At 36.9% G+C, this 16703-nt stretch carries 17 protein-coding genes and 1 pseudogene; 11 read left to right on the top strand and 7 right to left on the bottom strand.

Going from position 1 to position 16703, the window contains the following annotated elements:
* Nucleotides 1–34 precede the first annotated feature (34 nt).
* Together C3F34_RS15420 and aceI are read right to left on the bottom strand one after the other, a co-directional pair.
* Complete coding sequence (locus C3F34_RS15420; protein WP_104442042.1) at nucleotides 35–616, bottom strand: DedA family protein; 582 nt, start codon at nucleotides 614–616, stop codon at nucleotides 35–37.
* A gap of 294 nt (nucleotides 617–910) precedes the next feature.
* On the bottom strand, nucleotides 911–1339 hold the full coding sequence (aceI, locus tag C3F34_RS15415) for a chlorhexidine efflux PACE transporter AceI (RefSeq protein WP_044740417.1): 429 nt from the start codon (nucleotides 1337–1339) through the stop codon (nucleotides 911–913).
* Between the two features lie 133 nt (nucleotides 1340–1472).
* On the opposite strand from aceI, the gene C3F34_RS15410 reads away from it, so the two are divergent.
* The 4 genes from C3F34_RS15410 (at nucleotide 1473) to C3F34_RS15395 (ending at nucleotide 5484) form a co-directional block, all read left to right on the top strand.
* Nucleotides 1473–2363 (top strand): LysR family transcriptional regulator, encoded by an 891-nt coding sequence (locus tag C3F34_RS15410; protein WP_016166345.1) that lies wholly within the window; start codon nucleotides 1473–1475, stop codon nucleotides 2361–2363.
* Between the two features lie 88 nt (nucleotides 2364–2451).
* Complete coding sequence (gene tal, locus C3F34_RS15405) at nucleotides 2452–3438, top strand: transaldolase (RefSeq protein WP_044740416.1); 987 nt, start codon at nucleotides 2452–2454, stop codon at nucleotides 3436–3438.
* A 79-nt stretch (nucleotides 3439–3517) separates the two neighbouring features.
* Entirely contained in the window at nucleotides 3518–4171 is a 654-nt protein-coding gene (leuE, locus tag C3F34_RS15400; RefSeq protein WP_016166347.1) for a leucine efflux protein LeuE, read from the top strand.
* A gap of 140 nt (nucleotides 4172–4311) precedes the next feature.
* A complete protein-coding gene (locus C3F34_RS15395; RefSeq protein ID WP_104442041.1) occupies nucleotides 4312–5484 on the top strand; it encodes a benzoate/H(+) symporter BenE family transporter in 1173 nt (390 codons plus the stop codon).
* Nucleotides 5485–5542: 58 nt separating this feature from the next.
* On the opposite strand, the gene C3F34_RS15390 is transcribed toward C3F34_RS15395, so the two are convergent.
* Both C3F34_RS15390 and C3F34_RS15385 read right to left on the bottom strand, forming a co-directional pair.
* Nucleotides 5543–5887, bottom strand: coding sequence for a DMT family transporter (locus tag C3F34_RS15390; protein ID WP_016166349.1), 345 nt, complete (start codon nucleotides 5885–5887; stop codon nucleotides 5543–5545).
* A 69-nt stretch (nucleotides 5888–5956) separates the two neighbouring features.
* Nucleotides 5957–6964: an alpha/beta hydrolase gene (locus C3F34_RS15385; RefSeq protein ID WP_104442040.1), complete on the bottom strand. Its 1008-nt coding sequence runs from the start codon at nucleotides 6962–6964 to the stop codon at nucleotides 5957–5959.
* A 315-nt stretch (nucleotides 6965–7279) separates the two neighbouring features.
* Here C3F34_RS15385 and C3F34_RS15380 point away from each other — a divergent pair, with 315 nt between their 5' ends.
* Together C3F34_RS15380 and C3F34_RS15375 are read left to right on the top strand one after the other, a co-directional pair.
* Nucleotides 7280–7723, top strand: a complete 444-nt coding sequence (locus tag C3F34_RS15380; protein ID WP_104442039.1) for a universal stress protein — start codon at nucleotides 7280–7282, stop codon at nucleotides 7721–7723.
* Nucleotides 7724–7845: 122 nt separating this feature from the next.
* Nucleotides 7846–8289 carry a universal stress protein gene (locus tag C3F34_RS15375; protein ID WP_016166352.1) on the top strand — a complete coding sequence of 148 codons (444 nt, stop codon included), beginning with the start codon at nucleotides 7846–7848 and terminating at the stop codon, nucleotides 8287–8289.
* Between the two features lie 185 nt (nucleotides 8290–8474).
* On the opposite strand, the gene C3F34_RS15370 is transcribed toward C3F34_RS15375, so the two are convergent.
* A protein-coding gene (locus tag C3F34_RS15370) for an IS4 family transposase (protein ID WP_104442269.1) occupies nucleotides 8475–9565 on the bottom strand; the annotation gives its coding sequence in 2 pieces (ribosomal slippage) (nucleotides 8475–9025 and nucleotides 9025–9565; 1092 coding nt in all).
* Nucleotides 9566–9641: 76 nt separating this feature from the next.
* On the opposite strand from C3F34_RS15370, the pseudogene C3F34_RS15365 reads away from it, so the two are divergent.
* The 3 genes and pseudogenes from C3F34_RS15365 to C3F34_RS15355 form a co-directional block, all read left to right on the top strand.
* Nucleotides 9642–9992 (top strand): annotated as a pseudogene (locus C3F34_RS15365) (Bax inhibitor-1/YccA family membrane protein); the annotation flags it as partial.
* Nucleotides 9993–10133: 141 nt separating this feature from the next.
* Nucleotides 10134–10937, top strand: coding sequence for an enoyl-ACP reductase FabI (locus tag C3F34_RS15360; RefSeq protein WP_104442038.1), 804 nt, complete (start codon nucleotides 10134–10136; stop codon nucleotides 10935–10937).
* A 148-nt stretch (nucleotides 10938–11085) separates the two neighbouring features.
* A protein-coding gene (locus C3F34_RS15355; RefSeq protein ID WP_104442269.1) for an IS4 family transposase occupies nucleotides 11086–12176 on the top strand; the annotation gives its coding sequence in 2 pieces (ribosomal slippage) (nucleotides 11086–11626 and nucleotides 11626–12176; 1092 coding nt in all).
* On the opposite strand, the gene C3F34_RS15350 is transcribed toward C3F34_RS15355, so the two are convergent.
* Entirely contained in the window at nucleotides 12118–12624 is a 507-nt protein-coding gene (locus C3F34_RS15350; RefSeq protein ID WP_228155311.1) for a hypothetical protein, read from the bottom strand. The two genes, C3F34_RS15355 and C3F34_RS15350, sit on opposite strands and share 59 nt — an antisense overlap.
* Nucleotides 12625–12904: 280 nt before the next feature.
* Entirely contained in the window at nucleotides 12905–15514 is a 2610-nt protein-coding gene (gene pepN / locus C3F34_RS15345; RefSeq protein ID WP_104442037.1) for an aminopeptidase N, read from the bottom strand.
* A 198-nt stretch (nucleotides 15515–15712) separates the two neighbouring features.
* Between pepN and C3F34_RS15340 the strand changes: the two genes are divergently transcribed.
* Both C3F34_RS15340 and C3F34_RS15335 read left to right on the top strand, forming a co-directional pair.
* Complete coding sequence (locus C3F34_RS15340; protein ID WP_104442036.1) at nucleotides 15713–16156, top strand: hypothetical protein; 444 nt, start codon at nucleotides 15713–15715, stop codon at nucleotides 16154–16156.
* 163 nt (nucleotides 16157–16319) lie between these two features.
* On the top strand, nucleotides 16320–16583 hold the full coding sequence (locus C3F34_RS15335; protein WP_016166355.1) for a hypothetical protein: 264 nt from the start codon (nucleotides 16320–16322) through the stop codon (nucleotides 16581–16583).
* Nucleotides 16584–16703 lie beyond the last annotated feature (120 nt).

The following is a 16703-nucleotide window of genomic DNA, read 5'->3' as shown; positions in this document are numbered from 1 at the left end:
TAACGCTCAGCTTCAAGATCAATTTGTAGCAAACTCAATGATCTTTAGATTGTCTAAGGTATGAAACCATCCAAAAGAGAAAACGAACCAATAAGATACAGGTAATCACTGCGACAATGATCAAGGCTGAATATTCGTCATGTTGGACTACTGCTTGCCAGAACAGATGCAACCAATGCGAAACTTGCAAACCAACACTTACAATAACAAATGCCCAAATAAAACAAGCCAATAGATTGATTGCCATATAACGCAAAACTGAGTATTGCTTAATCCCAATGATCATAGGAATAACTGTTCTTAAGCCCCAAGCAAAACGCATCAATAAAATACTTAAGGTTGGATAGTTTTCAATTAATACACTGGCTTTTTGAAATCTCAGTTTTAATTTTGGGTGCTGATCAATAAAGTCATATCCATACCGTTTCCCAATTTGGTAATACAACTGATCACCAATAAAACCACCAATCATTGCAGAAACAATCAACAGCCAAAAATTGAGAACATGCTGATGTACGGCATAAGCACCGAGCATGAGTATCGTTTCACCTTCGAAAAAAGAACCAATGACGACGGCAAAATAACCGTAATGTTGTAATAAGTAAGTCCAATCCATCTGCATACTCTTTTTATCATTATTTGGATCTCTTTATTTAAAAAATCAAAGCTGAGATACCACTCGACCTTTTAAAGATTACAGGATAGATCATTTAAATGACTAAAATCGCATTTGAAATATGATTACCAAGCTATTTAACCTAGCTGAGATCCAACTTTAGATGCATCAATTATTTATCCATCGTCAAACGATCTAAATAATGCAATATTTTTATTTTTGTAATGAGTTTGCTGTTAAGCGATTTAGCGTCCATACATAAAAAAAGCCACTTATTTGTGGCTTTTTTACTTCTTATGACTGCTGAACAGGAGAATACCCTAATCGCATTTCAATATGGTCATAACACCATTGGAAAATAAAGGTATATACCAAAATACACATGGTCAAACTCAGATCCAATAATATGGCTTGCCAGATGGTCATGTCCATTGCATACGCCACCATTGGAATAGTGGCTAACATTAAACCACCTTCAAATCCAATCGCATGCATAATACGAACGCCAACAGTACGTTGCAATTTACGGCGTTGCTCAAACTTTTCAAAAAAATGATTAAAAATCATGTTCCAAAATACGGAAGTGATTGCCATAGCTATTCCTAGGCTTCCCGTCACTTCCATGGGCATGTTAAAAATAAAACTTAATGCGATGGCAATGATGACCAACAGGATGATCTCATAGCTTAACGCATGAACAATCCTTCTCTTGGAAATCAACATTTAAAAATACTCTTTGTCTTAGATGTTTGATATTTTATGTTTATGATATTGATTAATCGAGTTAGATTCTTTCAATATTTTTGAAAGGTTCACCATGAAGCTTTTTTTAGTAACTTAAGCAAAATACACGCCAATGAATATAAACCAAGATCAACTGCTTATTTTTCAAACCGTCATTGAAACTGGTTCTTTTTCAGCAGCCGCAAGAAAGCTGGGTAAAGTTCCCTCTGCGATTAGCATGTCTATTGCGAATCTTGAAATTGATCTAGATCTTACGCTTTTCAGCCGTCAAGGTCGTGAACCAATTGCAACTGCACAAGCCATGACTTTATATGAGAAGACTCAACAGCTTCTCATTGAAATGAATCAATGGAAACAACATGCCTTTGCCTTAGCTGGTGGCCTAGAATCGAATTTAAACATTGTGGTGGTTTCTGAATTACTCCATACGCATTGGACGGACTATATTTTGCTACTCGAGCAACGTTTTCCTGAACTTCAAATCAACATTTTTTCGGCACCTCAAGAAGATGCATTGCAAATGCTGCTCGATCAATCTGCACAATTAGCATTAATGTTTGAGCGTGAACAATTACAAAGTGGTGAACAATTTGTAGAGCTCAAACGAGAAACGCTTATTGCAGTCGCATCGAAACAACATCCTCTCGCTCAACATGAAAAAATAAGCTATGAACAATTATTACAAAGTCGGCAAATTGTTGTGGCCAGTCGTGACCGAAGTTTAAAGCCTGAATTACTTTTTTCTAAAAATTATTGGCGTACAGATAATCATCACTCCTCATGTGCCATGATTTTGCAAAATTTAGGCTGGGGTGTACTCCCGTATGAAATGCTCAATGAAAATCCAGCATTACAACAACAATTAAAAATCCTGAATTTCCAAGATTTCTCACCCAAATTTGAATATTCGGTTGATTTAGTCTGGAGCCGTGAAAGTCAGCTTGGTGCGGCAGCTCGGTTTTTGATTGAACATATTCGAAACAACAAAAAAAATACGAATTAAATGTGCTCGAAGCCCTGATTTTGCTTGGGCTAAGCAAAGTTTGTGGTATAACTAAATGACGGATATAACTTTTAAGAAATAGATTTCAATGACACAAAATGCGTTAAACCAATTAAAAAAGATGACAACCATCGTTGCTGATAGTAGTGACTTAGCGGCAATTGAAAAATTTCGTCCGCTCGATGCAACGACCAATCCTTCTTTAATCACAGCAGCAGCCAATCAACCAGAAAATAAAGTTTTAATTGAAGCTGCATATGATCAAGCAAAGCAAGAAGGCTATACTTCTGATGAATTGATTGAACGTACCATTGATATTCTGACTGTAAAATTTGGGGTAGAAATTCTTAAACTGATTGAAGGCCGTGTTTCAACCGAAGTGGATGCTTCATTATCTTATGACACCGAAGCAACCATCGCCAAAGCCAAATCGCTTTTAGCACTTTATAAAGCTTATGGTATCGATCAAAACAGAATTCTGATTAAAATTGCTTCAACTTGGGAGGGCATTCAAGCTGCTCGAGCACTTGAAGCTGAAGGTATTCACTGTAACCTCACCCTTCTGTTTGGTTTACATCAAGCTCAAGCTTGCGCTGATGCTAAAGTGACTTTAATTTCTCCATTTGTAGGTCGTATTCTGGACTGGTACAAAAAAGCTGAAAATGTAGAAAGCTATCCTATTGATAAAGATCCGGGTGTGGTCTCTGTGAAACAAATTTATCAATACTACAAGCAGCACCAGATTAAGACTGAAATTATGGGAGCAAGCTTCCGTAGCATCGATCAAGTCCTTGGTTTAGCAGGTTGTGATTTGTTAACAGTATCTCCTAATTTATTGGCTGAATTAGAACTTGATACCCGTGAAGTACAACTTCAGCTCGACCCAAACCAAATTACAAGCAGTTCCGAACAAGCAGTCATTCTTGATAAAGCGACGTTTAAAGACCATTTAGAACATGATCTAATGGCCTTCCAATTGCTACAAGGCGGTATTGATGGCTTTATTAAAGCACGTGAACAACTTAATACCTTATTACGTCAATCATTCGGTTTGGATGCTGAAATTCAAGCTTAAAAATTCTGCACCATAAGTGCGCAAACTTTAAGCTCATTTTGTTACAATAGCAAAATGAGCTTTTTATAATGAGTATATTGTGTTTGGCATTACGGATCTCAGTACCTATATTATTGGAACAATTTTAATTGTTATTCTTCCAGGTCCAAATTCGTTATATGTCATGTCCATTGCATCACGTTTTGGAACACGTATAGGCTATCTTGCTGCTTTAGGCGTTTTTACTGGCGATCTCATTCTGATACTTTGTACCATCTTTGGTGCTGCTTCTTTATTACATAGTTTCCCATGGCTGTTTATTATTCTAAAAGTAGTTGGTGCAGCTTATTTATCCTATTTGGGTAGCCGACTTATCATTGCAAGTATACGAACTTGGAAAGGAACTACTGCTCAGGCTTTAGAGGGTTCCAATACTCAGCTCACCTATAAAGAGGCTCAGCCCTATCGTACCGCTTTGACCATTAGTATTCTGAATCCTAAAGCGATTTTGTTTTATCTGTCTTTCTTCGTTCAATTTGTCGATCCGAACTATGCATACCCAGCGATTAGCTTTACCCTGATGTCTGTTATTTTACAGATCATTAGTATGCTTTATTTAAGTATTCTGATTTTCTCTGGCGTACGTTTTGCAGCATTTTTCAACCAGCGTTATCGCCTCACTTCAGTTGCTGTAGCAATCGTTGGATTTGCTTTTTTAGGCTTTGGCATGAAATTGGCATTTTCAACACTGTAGTTGAAGAAATTTCAATAATGATCTTTAAAACGTGAAATATCGTTTAATTTTAAGATATTTACTTTTCCCCAATATAGCTTAAGCGTATGATGCAAGACCTATATTTAAACTTTTGGTCAAAATAGAATAAGTACGGATACATGCAAAAACTCATTCAAGATTTTTCTATTCCCGCAGTCTTCGCTGGTTTCATTACGTTTTTAATTGGGATCAGTGTATCTGCGGTGTTGGTCATTCAAGCAGCTCAAATTTTAGGTGCAAGTACCGAACAAATTACCTCATGGTTTTGGGCTTTAGGGCTTGGTATTGGCCTAGTAGGCATGTTTCTATCATGGAAACTAAAATACCCAGTGTCTACCGCTTGGTCTACCGCAGGCCTAGCCCTCATCATTGCTACAGGCAGTGGTTATAGCTTAAATGAAGCCATCGGTGCTTTTCTGGTTTGTGGTTTAATTACTGCAGTTTTAGGTTATTTAGGCATTTTTGAAAAAATTCTAACGCTTATTCCACAAAGTCTAACCAGCGCAATGTTAGCTGGTGTCTTATTAAAATTTGGCATCGAACTCTTTGCCAGCCTTAAAACTGATTGGGAATTTATTCTTTCCTTATTAGCAGTTTATATCGTTGCAAAAAAACTTACTCCACGCTACAGCATTGTATTAACCGTGATTGCAGCGATTGCCTTGTGCCCAGTGTTCTTGGACTTCCATACCCCTACAGTTTCATGGAGTATGGCTCAACCCGTCTGGATGACACCTGACTTTACTTGGTCTGCGATTTTAGGTCTTGCACTTCCACTATTTGTCATTAACATGGCCTCGCAATATTTACCTGGCATTGCCATGATTAAAAGTTATGGCTATCAACCTCATGTCAATCAATTAATTGGTGGCACAGGACTCATTCAAACTGTATTAGCACCTTTTGGCTGTTATAGTGTCAATATTGCAGCCATTAGTGCCGCAGTTAGCTTAGACGATCAAGTACATCCAGACCCAAGCAAACGCTATATTGCAGGAATTAGTTGTGGATTTTTTTATGTTTTGATGGGGCTATTTGCTGCAACCCTCACTAGCCTTTTAATGTCTTTTCCACATATTTTTATTGTGGCCTTAGCTGGAATTGCACTATTTGGAACCATTAGCCACAACATAGCACTGGCTTTTCATGATGTTTCTGATCGTGAAGCTGCATTGATGACTTTTTTATTTAGTGCTTCAGGCGTTCAGTTTTTTGGCATTGGTTCTGCATTTTGGGGGCTACTATTTGGTTTTGCCGTTGCATTTATTATGAAATTGAACATCAAAAAATAAGCTCTGTCTAATAAAAAAAGCATACATATTTTGTATGCTTTTTTTATATTATTTCGTATCAATGCCCAATTGAGTTTGAGAAAACATTCATAACAATTACTCCACCCACAATCATGCCGATTCCAATTAAAGCAGGTAAATCCAAAGTTTGTTTAAATACAAAAAAACCGACTAAAGCCGTCAATACAATACCAACACCACCCCAAATTGCGTAAGCAATTCCCAAAGGAATAGTTTTGATTACTTGCGATAACAAATAAAAAGAAACGACATAAAACACGACGACCAATAAACTAGGTCCTAATTTTGTAAAACCCTCAGATTTCACTAAAAATGCCGAACCCGTGACTTCAGAAACAATTGCCAAAGCCAACATGGCATAAGCTAACAGTAGGACATTCATGCTTGTGTTACTTCACCAAATTTTCTGGATGCAGATTAACAGTTCATAGATACGGATTATAGAGTTTTTCTACGATGAGGCATCCAAATTACTGAATTGTTCTATAAAAGAAATGGTTTGATCAAAAGTTTGCTGACTGGCTTTTAACCCCATAAAAAATTGATACTCATGAACTAATGGCTCTTTACTTTCAGGATAAAACACAGCAGTTACAGGTATTTCATGCTGCTTTAATGCGGCAACGAAAGGAACAGATTGAGTCTCTGTTAAAAAGTCCTTATGACCTCCACTAATAAATACTGGAGGATAATTTGCAGTTAGATGCTTTATTGGCGATATCTCATTTAAGAAAGCGGCATCGTCCTTACGCTCCCCTGTGTATGCCTTAACGAGGCTATAAATGCCCCATTCTATAATTTTATGCTCATCAGGTGCTGTCGCCACAAAAGATGCTATATCGTAAATACCGCAATGCAGAATTAATCCTTTCAACTGTTGCGGTTGGATCGCAGGTACAAAATTTGATTCTCGGGCAAATTGAGGATTTGTAAGCAACGCTGCGTAGTGACTTGCTAAATTAGCACCTGCTGAATCACCTGCCATATAAAGTTGATTAGCATCAATCTGATAGTCCTCTGCATGTTTACTAATAAACTTAAGTGCTCGATTTATTTGCAATAACTGATTAGGATAAATCACTTGAGGGGCAAATTGGTACTCGACCGATACAACATTAAAACCTTGTGCAGCAAGCAACTTAAAGTATCCACGAGCATTTTCTTTTGAACCAGAAATCCATCCCCCACCATGAATCCAGATAATTGTCGGTCTTAAACCCAGTTCTTCAATATTTTCAGGTTGATATAGATCGAGTCCTAATTTTGGATCTTTTAGATACTCAATATTTGAATAGATCAACACATTTTTAGGTGCATGTTTATCTAACATTCTTTTCTGTATTTCTGTGGCCGTATTAAAACTTCGCGCAATAACTTTGCTACTTTTTTGAGTATTTTGGCATGCCGTTAACAACACCAAAATACAGCTTAAAATGATAAAAATTGTCTTTTTATACATGAGCAATTCCACAGTTTTTAAATATTTTCATAATGATGTGTTTTAAAGAATCTTTTTCAGCAAGCGTATTTTAGCGAAAAAATAATACTCGATCATAAAAAATGAAAAAACCATTCCATTTTGATTAAGCCTTTCCTGATAAATCTGATAAAAACACTCAACTTACTAGCTTTTAGAAAGCCTTGAGAAAGATTAAAAATCTCTAATTAATTGAATGAATTTACGCTGTTTTTTCATTTTATAAATTGATCACAATCCGACTATGTGCTATCTATAAATAAGTAGCAATAATGATAAACAACAGGAGTAAATCCGATGTCTTACCAACATATTTTAGTTCCAGTAGACGGCTCTGCAATTTCATTTTCCGCAGTTAAACAAGCCGCGATTATTGCGAAAGCATTTGGCAGCGAATTGACTTTGATTAGCCTTGTTGCAGAAGATCCTTTTACAGAAGTCGACTTTTATTATTCTTCTGCCATTATGAAAGAATACTTTGTACAAGCTTATGCCAATGCTGAAAAAGCCCTAAAAGAAGCCATTGTTTTTGCTCAAGCAGAAGATGTTGAGCCAACAACACAAATCATTAAAGGACAAGTTTCTGCTGAAGGTGTAGTGCAAGCTGCTGAAGAGAAAAAATCTGATTTAATTGTGATGGGTTCACATGGTCGCAAAGGCTTCCAAAAGTTTTTACTTGGTAGTTTTGCACAAGATGTACTTCGTGGTACGCATCTGCCTGTTTTAATTGTAAAAGAATAAGCCAATAAATCGAGCACCTACTTTTAGGTGGGTGCTTATAGAAGTATCTTTTAAGGATACTTTTAAATTTTACAAATGCAGAAAGCTAAGTTTTTTATAATCATAATCGAAGGTGTGCACCCATGACTTATCAACATATTTTAGTACCTGTCGATGAATCTCCAATTTCATATACCGCTGTTGAGCAAGCACTTTCTTTAGCAAAACTCCTGAATTGTCGCGTAACGGTTATGTGTGTCGTGGCTGTCGACCCCTTTGTCGGCGTCGACTTTTACAAAGTTGCTCCAGCAATTACCGATTATTTCATGCAAGCAGAAGAAAATGCCCAAAAGCGTTTGGCAGATATTAAACAATCCTTCATTCGAGATGAGATAGAGGTTGACACTAAAGTAATTCGTGGCGTTTCCGCCGCAGAAGGCATTATCCAAATTGCAGATGAAGTTAGTGCTGACTTAATTATTATGGGTTCACATGGTCGTACTGGTTTCAAAAAGATGATGCTCGGTAGTGTTGCACAAGCCGTACTTACTCAGTCCCCTATTCCAGTTCTTGTTGTAAAAGTCTAAAGTACAAAAAATCCCTCTGCATCGAGGGATTTTTTATATATCTATTCAACAAAATGCAGAACATACGTATTAAAAACAGCTTTATTTTTTAATTTGAATTGCACGTGCCATTACATCTTCAGGCACTTGATCTGTAAATACCACTGCTAAGGCTTTGTCATTTTTAGCTCTGTACACGACAAATTTCATAGGGCCCTTGTCCTATCAGGCTTTTTCTTTCTTAAAATTGCTAGCACTTTCTTAAATTCTTCTTTTTTTCCAAAACCAATCAAACGTAGAATAGCCATCTGAACATAGTCCAAACCGTAGCGAAATAAACTTACTGAAAGTCGTCCATGCTTCTTTAGTTTTATCGCTTTTTTTCGATCATGTTGCCATTCACCTGTTAAATAGCACCAACAGAAACCGATCGCTAGCACTGCTATCAATTTCTTGACTCGTCTAGGGTCTGTTAAACGAGTATTTTCAAGATTGAATCCACGTCCTTTGAGACAACTAAATAAGGTTTCGATTTCCCAGCGTAATGCATAATCACCAATAGCAGAAGCATTAAACATAGGAGAAACAACAAGTAAAAGTTCTCCATCTTCTAATCGTAGCGCACTAATATACAGTTTCACTCGACCAACCCAAATACGTCGTTTACGACATTCTGTTTGACCAACTTGAAGATGACGAAATAAATCACTAATTTTATGATTCTTGGCTAAGTGATTGGTCACAATAAAGTTTTTTTAACACGTATACAGAAGTTAATGTCATTTTCAATTAACCATGTAAACCATTTCTCACCGATAAATTCTCTGTCTGCGAACACATTCACAATACGATCTTTACCAAAAATGGAGATAAAGCGTTGAATCAAAGCAATACGCTCTTTTGTATCTGAATTTCCACGTTTATTGAGCAATGTCCAAACAATAGGTATCGCTATTCCACGATAGACGATGGCTAACATCAAGATATTGATATCTCGTTTTCCCCATTTCCAGTTGGTTCTATCCAAAGTTAATTGGACTTTATCGAATGAAAATATATTGAAAATTAACTGAGAAATTTGACGATAATCGAAATACTGATCTGCAAAGAAGCGTTGTATACGTCGATAAAATGATTGTGGTAAGCACGTGATGGGTAAGGCTTTAGATGCAGAAGAAAGATTACATGTCTGTTTTACAATTAATGCCAGCATAATCAGTGTAAAACATTTTACACGTGACTTGTTCCACTTTAGATATTTGTTTAAGATGAGATGTAACTCATTGAAATGTGTCATCATATTCGTCGTCAGAAAACAAGTATTATGCCATTATTTCAATGAGTTGTCTTTTTTTGTCGTGTACAAAGTTGCGTTATATAAATTCCAAATTATTCGTGCGACTGAAAAATTTAAGGCAATTGTAATTTCAGCTTCTATTGCGATTGCTTTAGTTTTTGTTGTGCAGATTGTTTTACGTTTGATCTTTGGTTCAAGTATTCCTTATATTTTTGAAAGCAATTGGTTAGGTATTGGTTTTGCTGGATTTGTTGCTGTAATTGCTTCACTGAACTTAATTTTGGATTTTGATCTTATTGAAAATGCAGCAGCACAACGCGCTCCTAAAGCATTTGAATGGGTCTGTGCGATTGCTTTACTTGCGACTTTAGTGTGGATGTACTATTCATTCATGCGCTTATTAAGCCTAATTCAAGGTGATGATTAAATTTGAATTGATATCAAACATAAATCGTCTTCACATGAAGGCGATTTTTTTATGCAAGATTGTAAAAAAGGTGGATTATGCAATTCCGAAAAATCAGGAATATTGGCATGATGTGGTGAAAATTTTTCGAGTGAGAATAAGATGTCACAAGGACTTTTAGCTGGTAAGCGTTTTTTAATTGCTGGTATTGCAAGTAAATTATCAATTGCTTTTGGTATCGCATCGGCTTTACACCGTGAAGGTGCAGAATTAGCGTTTACTTATCCAAACGAAAAGCTGAAAAAGCGTGTTGATGACTTTGCAGCACAGTTTGGTTCAACCCTCGTTTTCCCTTGTGATGTAGCGATTGATGCAGAAATTGACAATACTTTTGTCGAGTTGGCAAAACACTGGGATGGTTTAGACGGTGTTGTGCATTCGATTAGTTTTGCACCTGCACATACGCTAGATGGTGACTTTACCGACGTGACGGATCGTGAGGGTTTTAAAATTGCACATGACATTAGTGCGTATAGCTTTGTTGCGATGGCACGTGCTGCAAAGCCTTTATTACAAGCACGTCAGGGTTGTTTATTGACTTTGACTTATCAAGGTTCTGAGCGTGTGATGCCAAATTATAACGTGATGGGCATGGCTAAAGCGTCTTTAGAAGCGGGTGTTCGTTATTTAGCACTAAGCTTAGGTAAAGAGGGGATTCGTGTGAATGCGATCTCTGCGGGTCCAATCCGTACATTGGCTGCATCTGGTATCAAATCATTCCGTAAAATGTTGGATGCCAATGAAAAAATCGCTCCATTACAGCGTAATGTAACGATTGAAGAAGTGGGTAATGCAGCGTTATTCCTTTGCTCACCGTGGGCTTCAGGTATTACAGGTGAAATCCTTTATGTTGATGGTGGTTTCAATACTGTAGGTATGAGCCAAAGCATGATGGATGATGAATAATTAGATTGATCTAAATTATTTGATAAAGCCGCTTTTATAGCGGCTTTGTTTTTTAAGGAGGGTTGATTCTTTAAATTCTTTGTACACGACAAAAAAAGACAACTCATTGAAATAATGGCATAATACTTGTTTTCTGACGACGAATATGATGACACATTTCAATGAGTTACATCTCATCTTAAACAAATATCTAAAGTGGAACAAGTCACGTGTAAAATGTTTTACACTGATTATGCTGGCATTAATTGTAAAACAGACATGTAATCTTTCTTCTGCATCTAAAGCCTTACCCATCACGTGCTTACCACAATCATTTTATCGACGTATACAACGCTTCTTTGCAGATCAGTATTTCGATTATCGTCAAATTTCTCAGTTAATTTTCAATATATTTTCATTCGATAAAGTCCAATTAACTTTGGATAGAACCAACTGGAAATGGGGAAAACGAGATATCAATATCTTGATGTTAGCCATCGTCTATCGTGGAATAGCGATACCTATTGTTTGGACATTGCTCAATAAACGTGGAAATTCAGATACAAAAGAGCGTATTGCTTTGATTCAACGCTTTATCTCCATTTTTGGTAAAGATCGTATTGTGAATGTGTTCGCAGACAGAGAATTTATCGGTGAGAAATGGTTTACATGGTTAATTGAAAATGACATTAACTTCTGTATACGTGTTAAAAAAACTTTATTGTGACCAATCACTTAGCCAAGAATCATAAAATTAGTGATTTATTTCGTCATCTTCAAGTTGGTCAAACAGAATGTCGTAAACGACGTATTTGGGTTGGTCGAGTGAAACTGTATATTAGTGCGCTACGATTAGAAGATGGAGAACTTTTACTTGTTGTTTCTCCTATGTTTAATGCTTCTGCTATTGGTGATTATGCATTACGCTGGGAAATCGAAACCTTATTTAGTTGTCTCAAAGGACGTGGATTCAATCTTGAAAATACTCGTTTAACAGACCCTAGACGAGTCAAGAAATTGATAGCAGTGCTAGCGATCGGTTTCTGTTGGTGCTATTTAACAGGTGAATGGCAACATGATCGAAAAAAAGCGATAAAACTAAAGAAGCATGGACGACTTTCAGTAAGTTTATTTCGCTACGGTTTGGACTATGTTCAGATGGCTATTCTACGTTTGATTGGTTTTGGAAAAAAAGAAGAATTTAAGAAAGTGCTAGCAATTTTAAGAAAGAAAAAGCCTGATAGGACAAGGGCCCTATGAAATTTGTCGTGTACAGAGCATTTTTAGGCATTTTTTCAGTATTATTAGCTTCTAATACTGCGTTAATATCCTCTGGTGTGAAGCTGTACATAGCACCTGTCGCTGGATCTACTGCCAACAAACCAATTAGCCCACCAAAAATAATATTACCAAAATACCAGCCACTAACTGTGCCTTTTACTGTCACGGTTTTCGGTGTAAACCCATCTTTACTAAAAGTAATTTGGTATTCTTCTGGTTTGAAATAACCAGCACCTTTTTTCAAGCTTACTGTAGTAGGTGTTTGCCCAACATGTACACTTTGCCCTGCGCGGTTTTTAATTTCAATTTTGGCTGAATCTGGAACGCTGGTAAACGTTAGCGTTTGAGTCGACCCCTTAATAATACTTGCACAACCTGTCATCAGCATTGTTGCAGAAATCATAGAGGCAACTAATAATTTATTCATTTTTATTACTCTTTTAAAGAAATCTGGCGAAATGTAACAGAAAGTTAACAAATTATGAAGAAAATATGTAGAAGAAGTATTTAATTGATCATTTTTTATGACAAAATTATCTAAATGTCTTTTTCAATTATTTTCAGAAGAAAAAAGTTCAAGTAAATAAATATCTTATATTGCTACATTTATTCAGTGTTTCTATTTTTAATTTTAATGAAACCAATAAAAAGGCTATTTCCCATTGCTGAAAAATAGCCTGAACCAGCTTAAACTCTAGAATTTTTTATCAGATGCTCAGCATACTGTTTAAAGTTTCCACCACATTTTTAGATTTCACTTGTGGCTTTAAGGCTTCTAAAGATGCCAATACATGTGAACGTTGGGGTTCGGCTAAAGTATACCAACGAGATAAAACCTGTAATAAACGTGAACCTAAAATTGGATTCTTTTCATCTAAATACTTGGCCAAATCTACAAAATGGTCAACACCAAAGCTCCAAGTATTTACAGGGTTGCTATTTAAACCACCACTCACAGCACGAATTCGGTTTGGTACTCCCAAATCATAATCTGGATGATTAATCAAAGTTTGAATACTTTCCGCAGTTGCATTCGGATTTGACGCTTGGACTGTAAACCACTGGTCAAGAGAAAGTGCTTCATCTTTGAAGCGCGTATAAAAGTCTTGGAGAGCAGTTGAAGCTTGTGGTGCATCATTCCAGACTAAAACACGTAAAGCCCCTAAACGCTCAGACATATTGGTCGTACTGGTATATTGACGGTAAGCCAAATCAAATGCTTCCGTATCACCTTGTCGTGCCAACATCATCAACATGATATTTTTCAATGCCCGAACGCCCATGGCCTGTGAAAAATCTTTCTGCAAATCAGGATCTAAAGCTAAGTATGTTTCTTTACAGAATTGACCTAATTCACATGCCAAGGTGTTTAATAATGCATTACGCTTTTCTTGAATTACCTCAGGATTATAGTTTTCATCAATACGACTACCCAAATAACCTTCGCTCGGAACATCAAACAAACGTGAGGCCAGTAAAGGATCTTTTTCGACAAGTGCAGGCAACGTATTTTTAATGGCTTGAACATAAATTGTTGCATCATGATCATTCAATAAAACACGCTCTAACAAGGTTTGTGTAGCCTGCCATTGGTTAAAGCCGTTGGTTTCATACTGAATCAGGAACGCCAATTCTTCATCTGAATAGTTAAATTCAAGATTGACTGGTGCAGAGAAATTACGAAGCAAAGACACGACAGGTTTCGCTGTTACATTTGTAAAGATAATGCTCGCTTGTTCTTGATCGAACAAATACACACCATCCTTCACGCTATTTTCAAATAATGCATCAGATTGCAGCGTGTATTGTTCACCTGTTTCCGCATTAAATAATGCCAGTGCCACAGGAATCGGAACTGCTTTTAAGTTCGGGTATTTCGCATGGGCTTTAAGGCTTTGCTTAAAACTCAAACGATAGGTTTGTGCCGCAGCATCATACTCACCTATTGCTTCAAGTTTTGGCGTACCTGGTTGATTGTACCAAGTCAGGAAATTTGACAAATCAACACCTGAACCCGCAGTTAATGCAGCAACCCAATCTTCAACTGTTACAGCTTGACCATCGTGACGGCGGAAATATTCATCTGTGCCTTTACGGAATTTTTCTTTTCCTAATAAGGTCGCCATCATGCGGTTAATTTCAGCCCCTTTCTCATATACAGTAGCTGTGTAAAAGTTATTAATTTCTACAAAATGGTCAGGACGCGGTGGATGAGACAATGGGCCCGAATCTTCTGGGAATTGATGTGCTTTGAGTACAGCGACATCATCAATCCGTTGTACAGCTGCCGATTGCAAATCTTCCGAAAAAGATTGATCACGAAAAACTGTTAAGCCTTCTTTTAGACATAATTGGAACCAGTCACGGCAAGTAATACGGTTACCTGTCCAGTTATGGAAATATTCATGTGCAATGACCGATTGCACACGCATAATTGCAGCGTCTGTTGTGTATTCTTCATCAGCCAGTACACATGAGGTATTAAAGATATTTAAACCTTTATTTTCCATTGCGCCCATGTTGAAAGCACTGGTGGCAACAATCATATAATTGTCTAGATCATATGGACGACCATAGTGTTCTTCATCCCAACGCATAGAATGTTTTAAGGCTTCCATCGCAATATGGCATTTTGGAATATCTTTTTCTTCAGCATAAATTTCCAAAGCCACATCACGTCCTTCAGAAGTCGTGTATCGATCTTTTAAAACAGCTAAATCACCAATCACACAAGCAAAAAGATAGCTTGGTTTTTTGGTTGGATCTTGCCAAATCGCAAAATGGCGGTCTTCGCCAACCGAACCTGTTTCAAGCAAATTACCATTGGCCAGAAGCACTGGATATTTTTTATCGGCCTCTACACGCGTCGTAAATACACCTAAAACATCAGGACGGTCTGGATAGAATGTAATTTTACGGAAACCTTCTGGTTCATTTTGTGTTACATACAAATCTGATGCTGCTTGGTATAAGCCTTCAAGCTGCGTATTTGATTCGGGATGAATGATCACTGATGTTTCTAAGATGACTTCATTTGGTGCATTATGGATAACAAGTTGCTCACTATCTAAAGTGTAATCGCTCACATTTAAAACCTGACCATTTAAGCTTATAGACTTCAGCTCTAAATCACGCCCCAATAAGACCAAATCACCGTCAGTCTGGCGTTTCATGACCAAATTGGCATCCACTTGAGTATGTTCTGCATACACCTGAATATCTAAATTGATCGAATCAACCAGAAATACAGGTTTTTGATAGTCTTTTAAATATACAGTTTGATCTGCTTCTACCACTGGGTTTGCCGCAATGTTCATATCATTTCCTATTTGTCTTTTTAGCATTGACTTTTGCATTGCGTAAAATCATTCATCACAGTACAAGTATCTTTGCCCTTGTTTATCATTCAATATGGGTGTTTATTTTCCGCATTTCAATCACGATTGCGCATAATTTTAAGGAGATGTATTTTATTTATACGCTTTATTCCTCCTCTACGAGTATGTCGGCTAAAAATGAAAATACAACACCTGATTTATGGCATCATCTTGTCAAGTTTTGCATCCATTGCAATTGCCGCGCCAACTCTTCAATACATGGAATGTCTTGCAGCGGATCAACAACATCATTTTGTTTTGGTTGCCCCAGCCCAAAATGGGCAAACAATAAAACTGATGTATTTTCCTTATTTAAAGCCCATTTCTTTGCATTATATAAAAACTGAAAATATTGAAATGGCAGAAGACCGTCCCTATGAACAACACCTTTTTTTCAACGAACGTAATTTCCAACGTAATACAGGGCAATATGAAATTATTCTGCAAGGTGCACGCATTTATGCAGTGATTTATAGTGCGAAGCAGTCTGGTGCTATAACAACTTATCAAAATTATCTAGCCGATAAACAAAAACAGAAAGTGAATCAGAAACTCATAGCCCATAAATTACAGTGTATTTAGCGCATACCTCTCTATTTCAGTTACACACCGTTTCGTATCACTTGTGCGAGTGACATTTTTATGAATTATCTTTCAAACTGACTACAATTTGTGCACGTTTTTTGCTTGTAAATAGATGTGCAAAGCGCACTATAAAATGAGCAAAATAAAAACGAGGTGCAAAATGTATATCAAAGAACATTTGATTCGTACGGAAAATATCAAAATCATGCAAACCTTGCACGCGGCAGGGATTGATCACAAAGTGATTGCTACATTTATGTGTTGTGAAGGTATTGCAATACAAGCACAAGAGGTTAGCACCGTTTTAAATCAATATGATGCTTTAGGAAGCAAAAAAATTCCTTCCAAAAAAGTGAAAGCTTTAATTTATGCCAAACAACTCGGAGAAGATGACGAAACACTGCCTTGCCCTGCAGCCTATTAAATTCTTTCTAACTGCTACCGAATAAAGAGCTACTCGAAGCAGTAGCTCTTTTTATTTGCAAAACATCAGCAAAGCTTTGCACAAATGCTTAACAGTTCAACTCTGAACAACACCTAAACG

This window comes from Acinetobacter sp. ACNIH2, assembly GCF_002934965.1.
GTDB lineage: Bacteria > Pseudomonadota > Gammaproteobacteria > Pseudomonadales > Moraxellaceae > Acinetobacter > Acinetobacter tandoii.
This window is presented reverse-complemented; position numbering and strand designations above follow the sequence as displayed.

Coding starts and splice junctions, on each gene's coding strand:
- C3F34_RS15410 (WP_016166345.1), top strand. CDS start 1,473: ATGAATATAAACCAAGATCAACTGCTTATTTTTCAAACCGTCATTGAA.
- C3F34_RS15350 (WP_228155311.1), bottom strand. CDS start 12,624: ATGAATAAATTATTAGTTGCCTCTATGATTTCTGCAACAATGCTGATG.
- aceI (WP_044740417.1), bottom strand. CDS start 1,339: ATGTTGATTTCCAAGAGAAGGATTGTTCATGCGTTAAGCTATGAGATC.
- C3F34_RS15375 (WP_016166352.1), top strand. CDS start 7,846: ATGACTTATCAACATATTTTAGTACCTGTCGATGAATCTCCAATTTCA.
- C3F34_RS15340 (WP_104442036.1), top strand. CDS start 15,713: ATGAAAATACAACACCTGATTTATGGCATCATCTTGTCAAGTTTTGCA.
- C3F34_RS15360 (WP_104442038.1), top strand. CDS start 10,134: ATGTCACAAGGACTTTTAGCTGGTAAGCGTTTTTTAATTGCTGGTATT.
- C3F34_RS15395 (WP_104442041.1), top strand. CDS start 4,312: ATGCAAAAACTCATTCAAGATTTTTCTATTCCCGCAGTCTTCGCTGGT.
- C3F34_RS15385 (WP_104442040.1), bottom strand. CDS start 6,964: ATGTATAAAAAGACAATTTTTATCATTTTAAGCTGTATTTTGGTGTTG.
- C3F34_RS15420 (WP_104442042.1), bottom strand. CDS start 616: ATGGATTGGACTTACTTATTACAACATTACGGTTATTTTGCCGTCGTC.
- C3F34_RS15390 (WP_016166349.1), bottom strand. CDS start 5,887: ATGAATGTCCTACTGTTAGCTTATGCCATGTTGGCTTTGGCAATTGTT.
- pepN (WP_104442037.1), bottom strand. CDS start 15,514: ATGAACATTGCGGCAAACCCAGTGGTAGAAGCAGATCAAACTGTATAT.
- C3F34_RS15335 (WP_016166355.1), top strand. CDS start 16,320: ATGTATATCAAAGAACATTTGATTCGTACGGAAAATATCAAAATCATG.
- C3F34_RS15380 (WP_104442039.1), top strand. CDS start 7,280: ATGTCTTACCAACATATTTTAGTTCCAGTAGACGGCTCTGCAATTTCA.
- tal (WP_044740416.1), top strand. CDS start 2,452: ATGACACAAAATGCGTTAAACCAATTAAAAAAGATGACAACCATCGTT.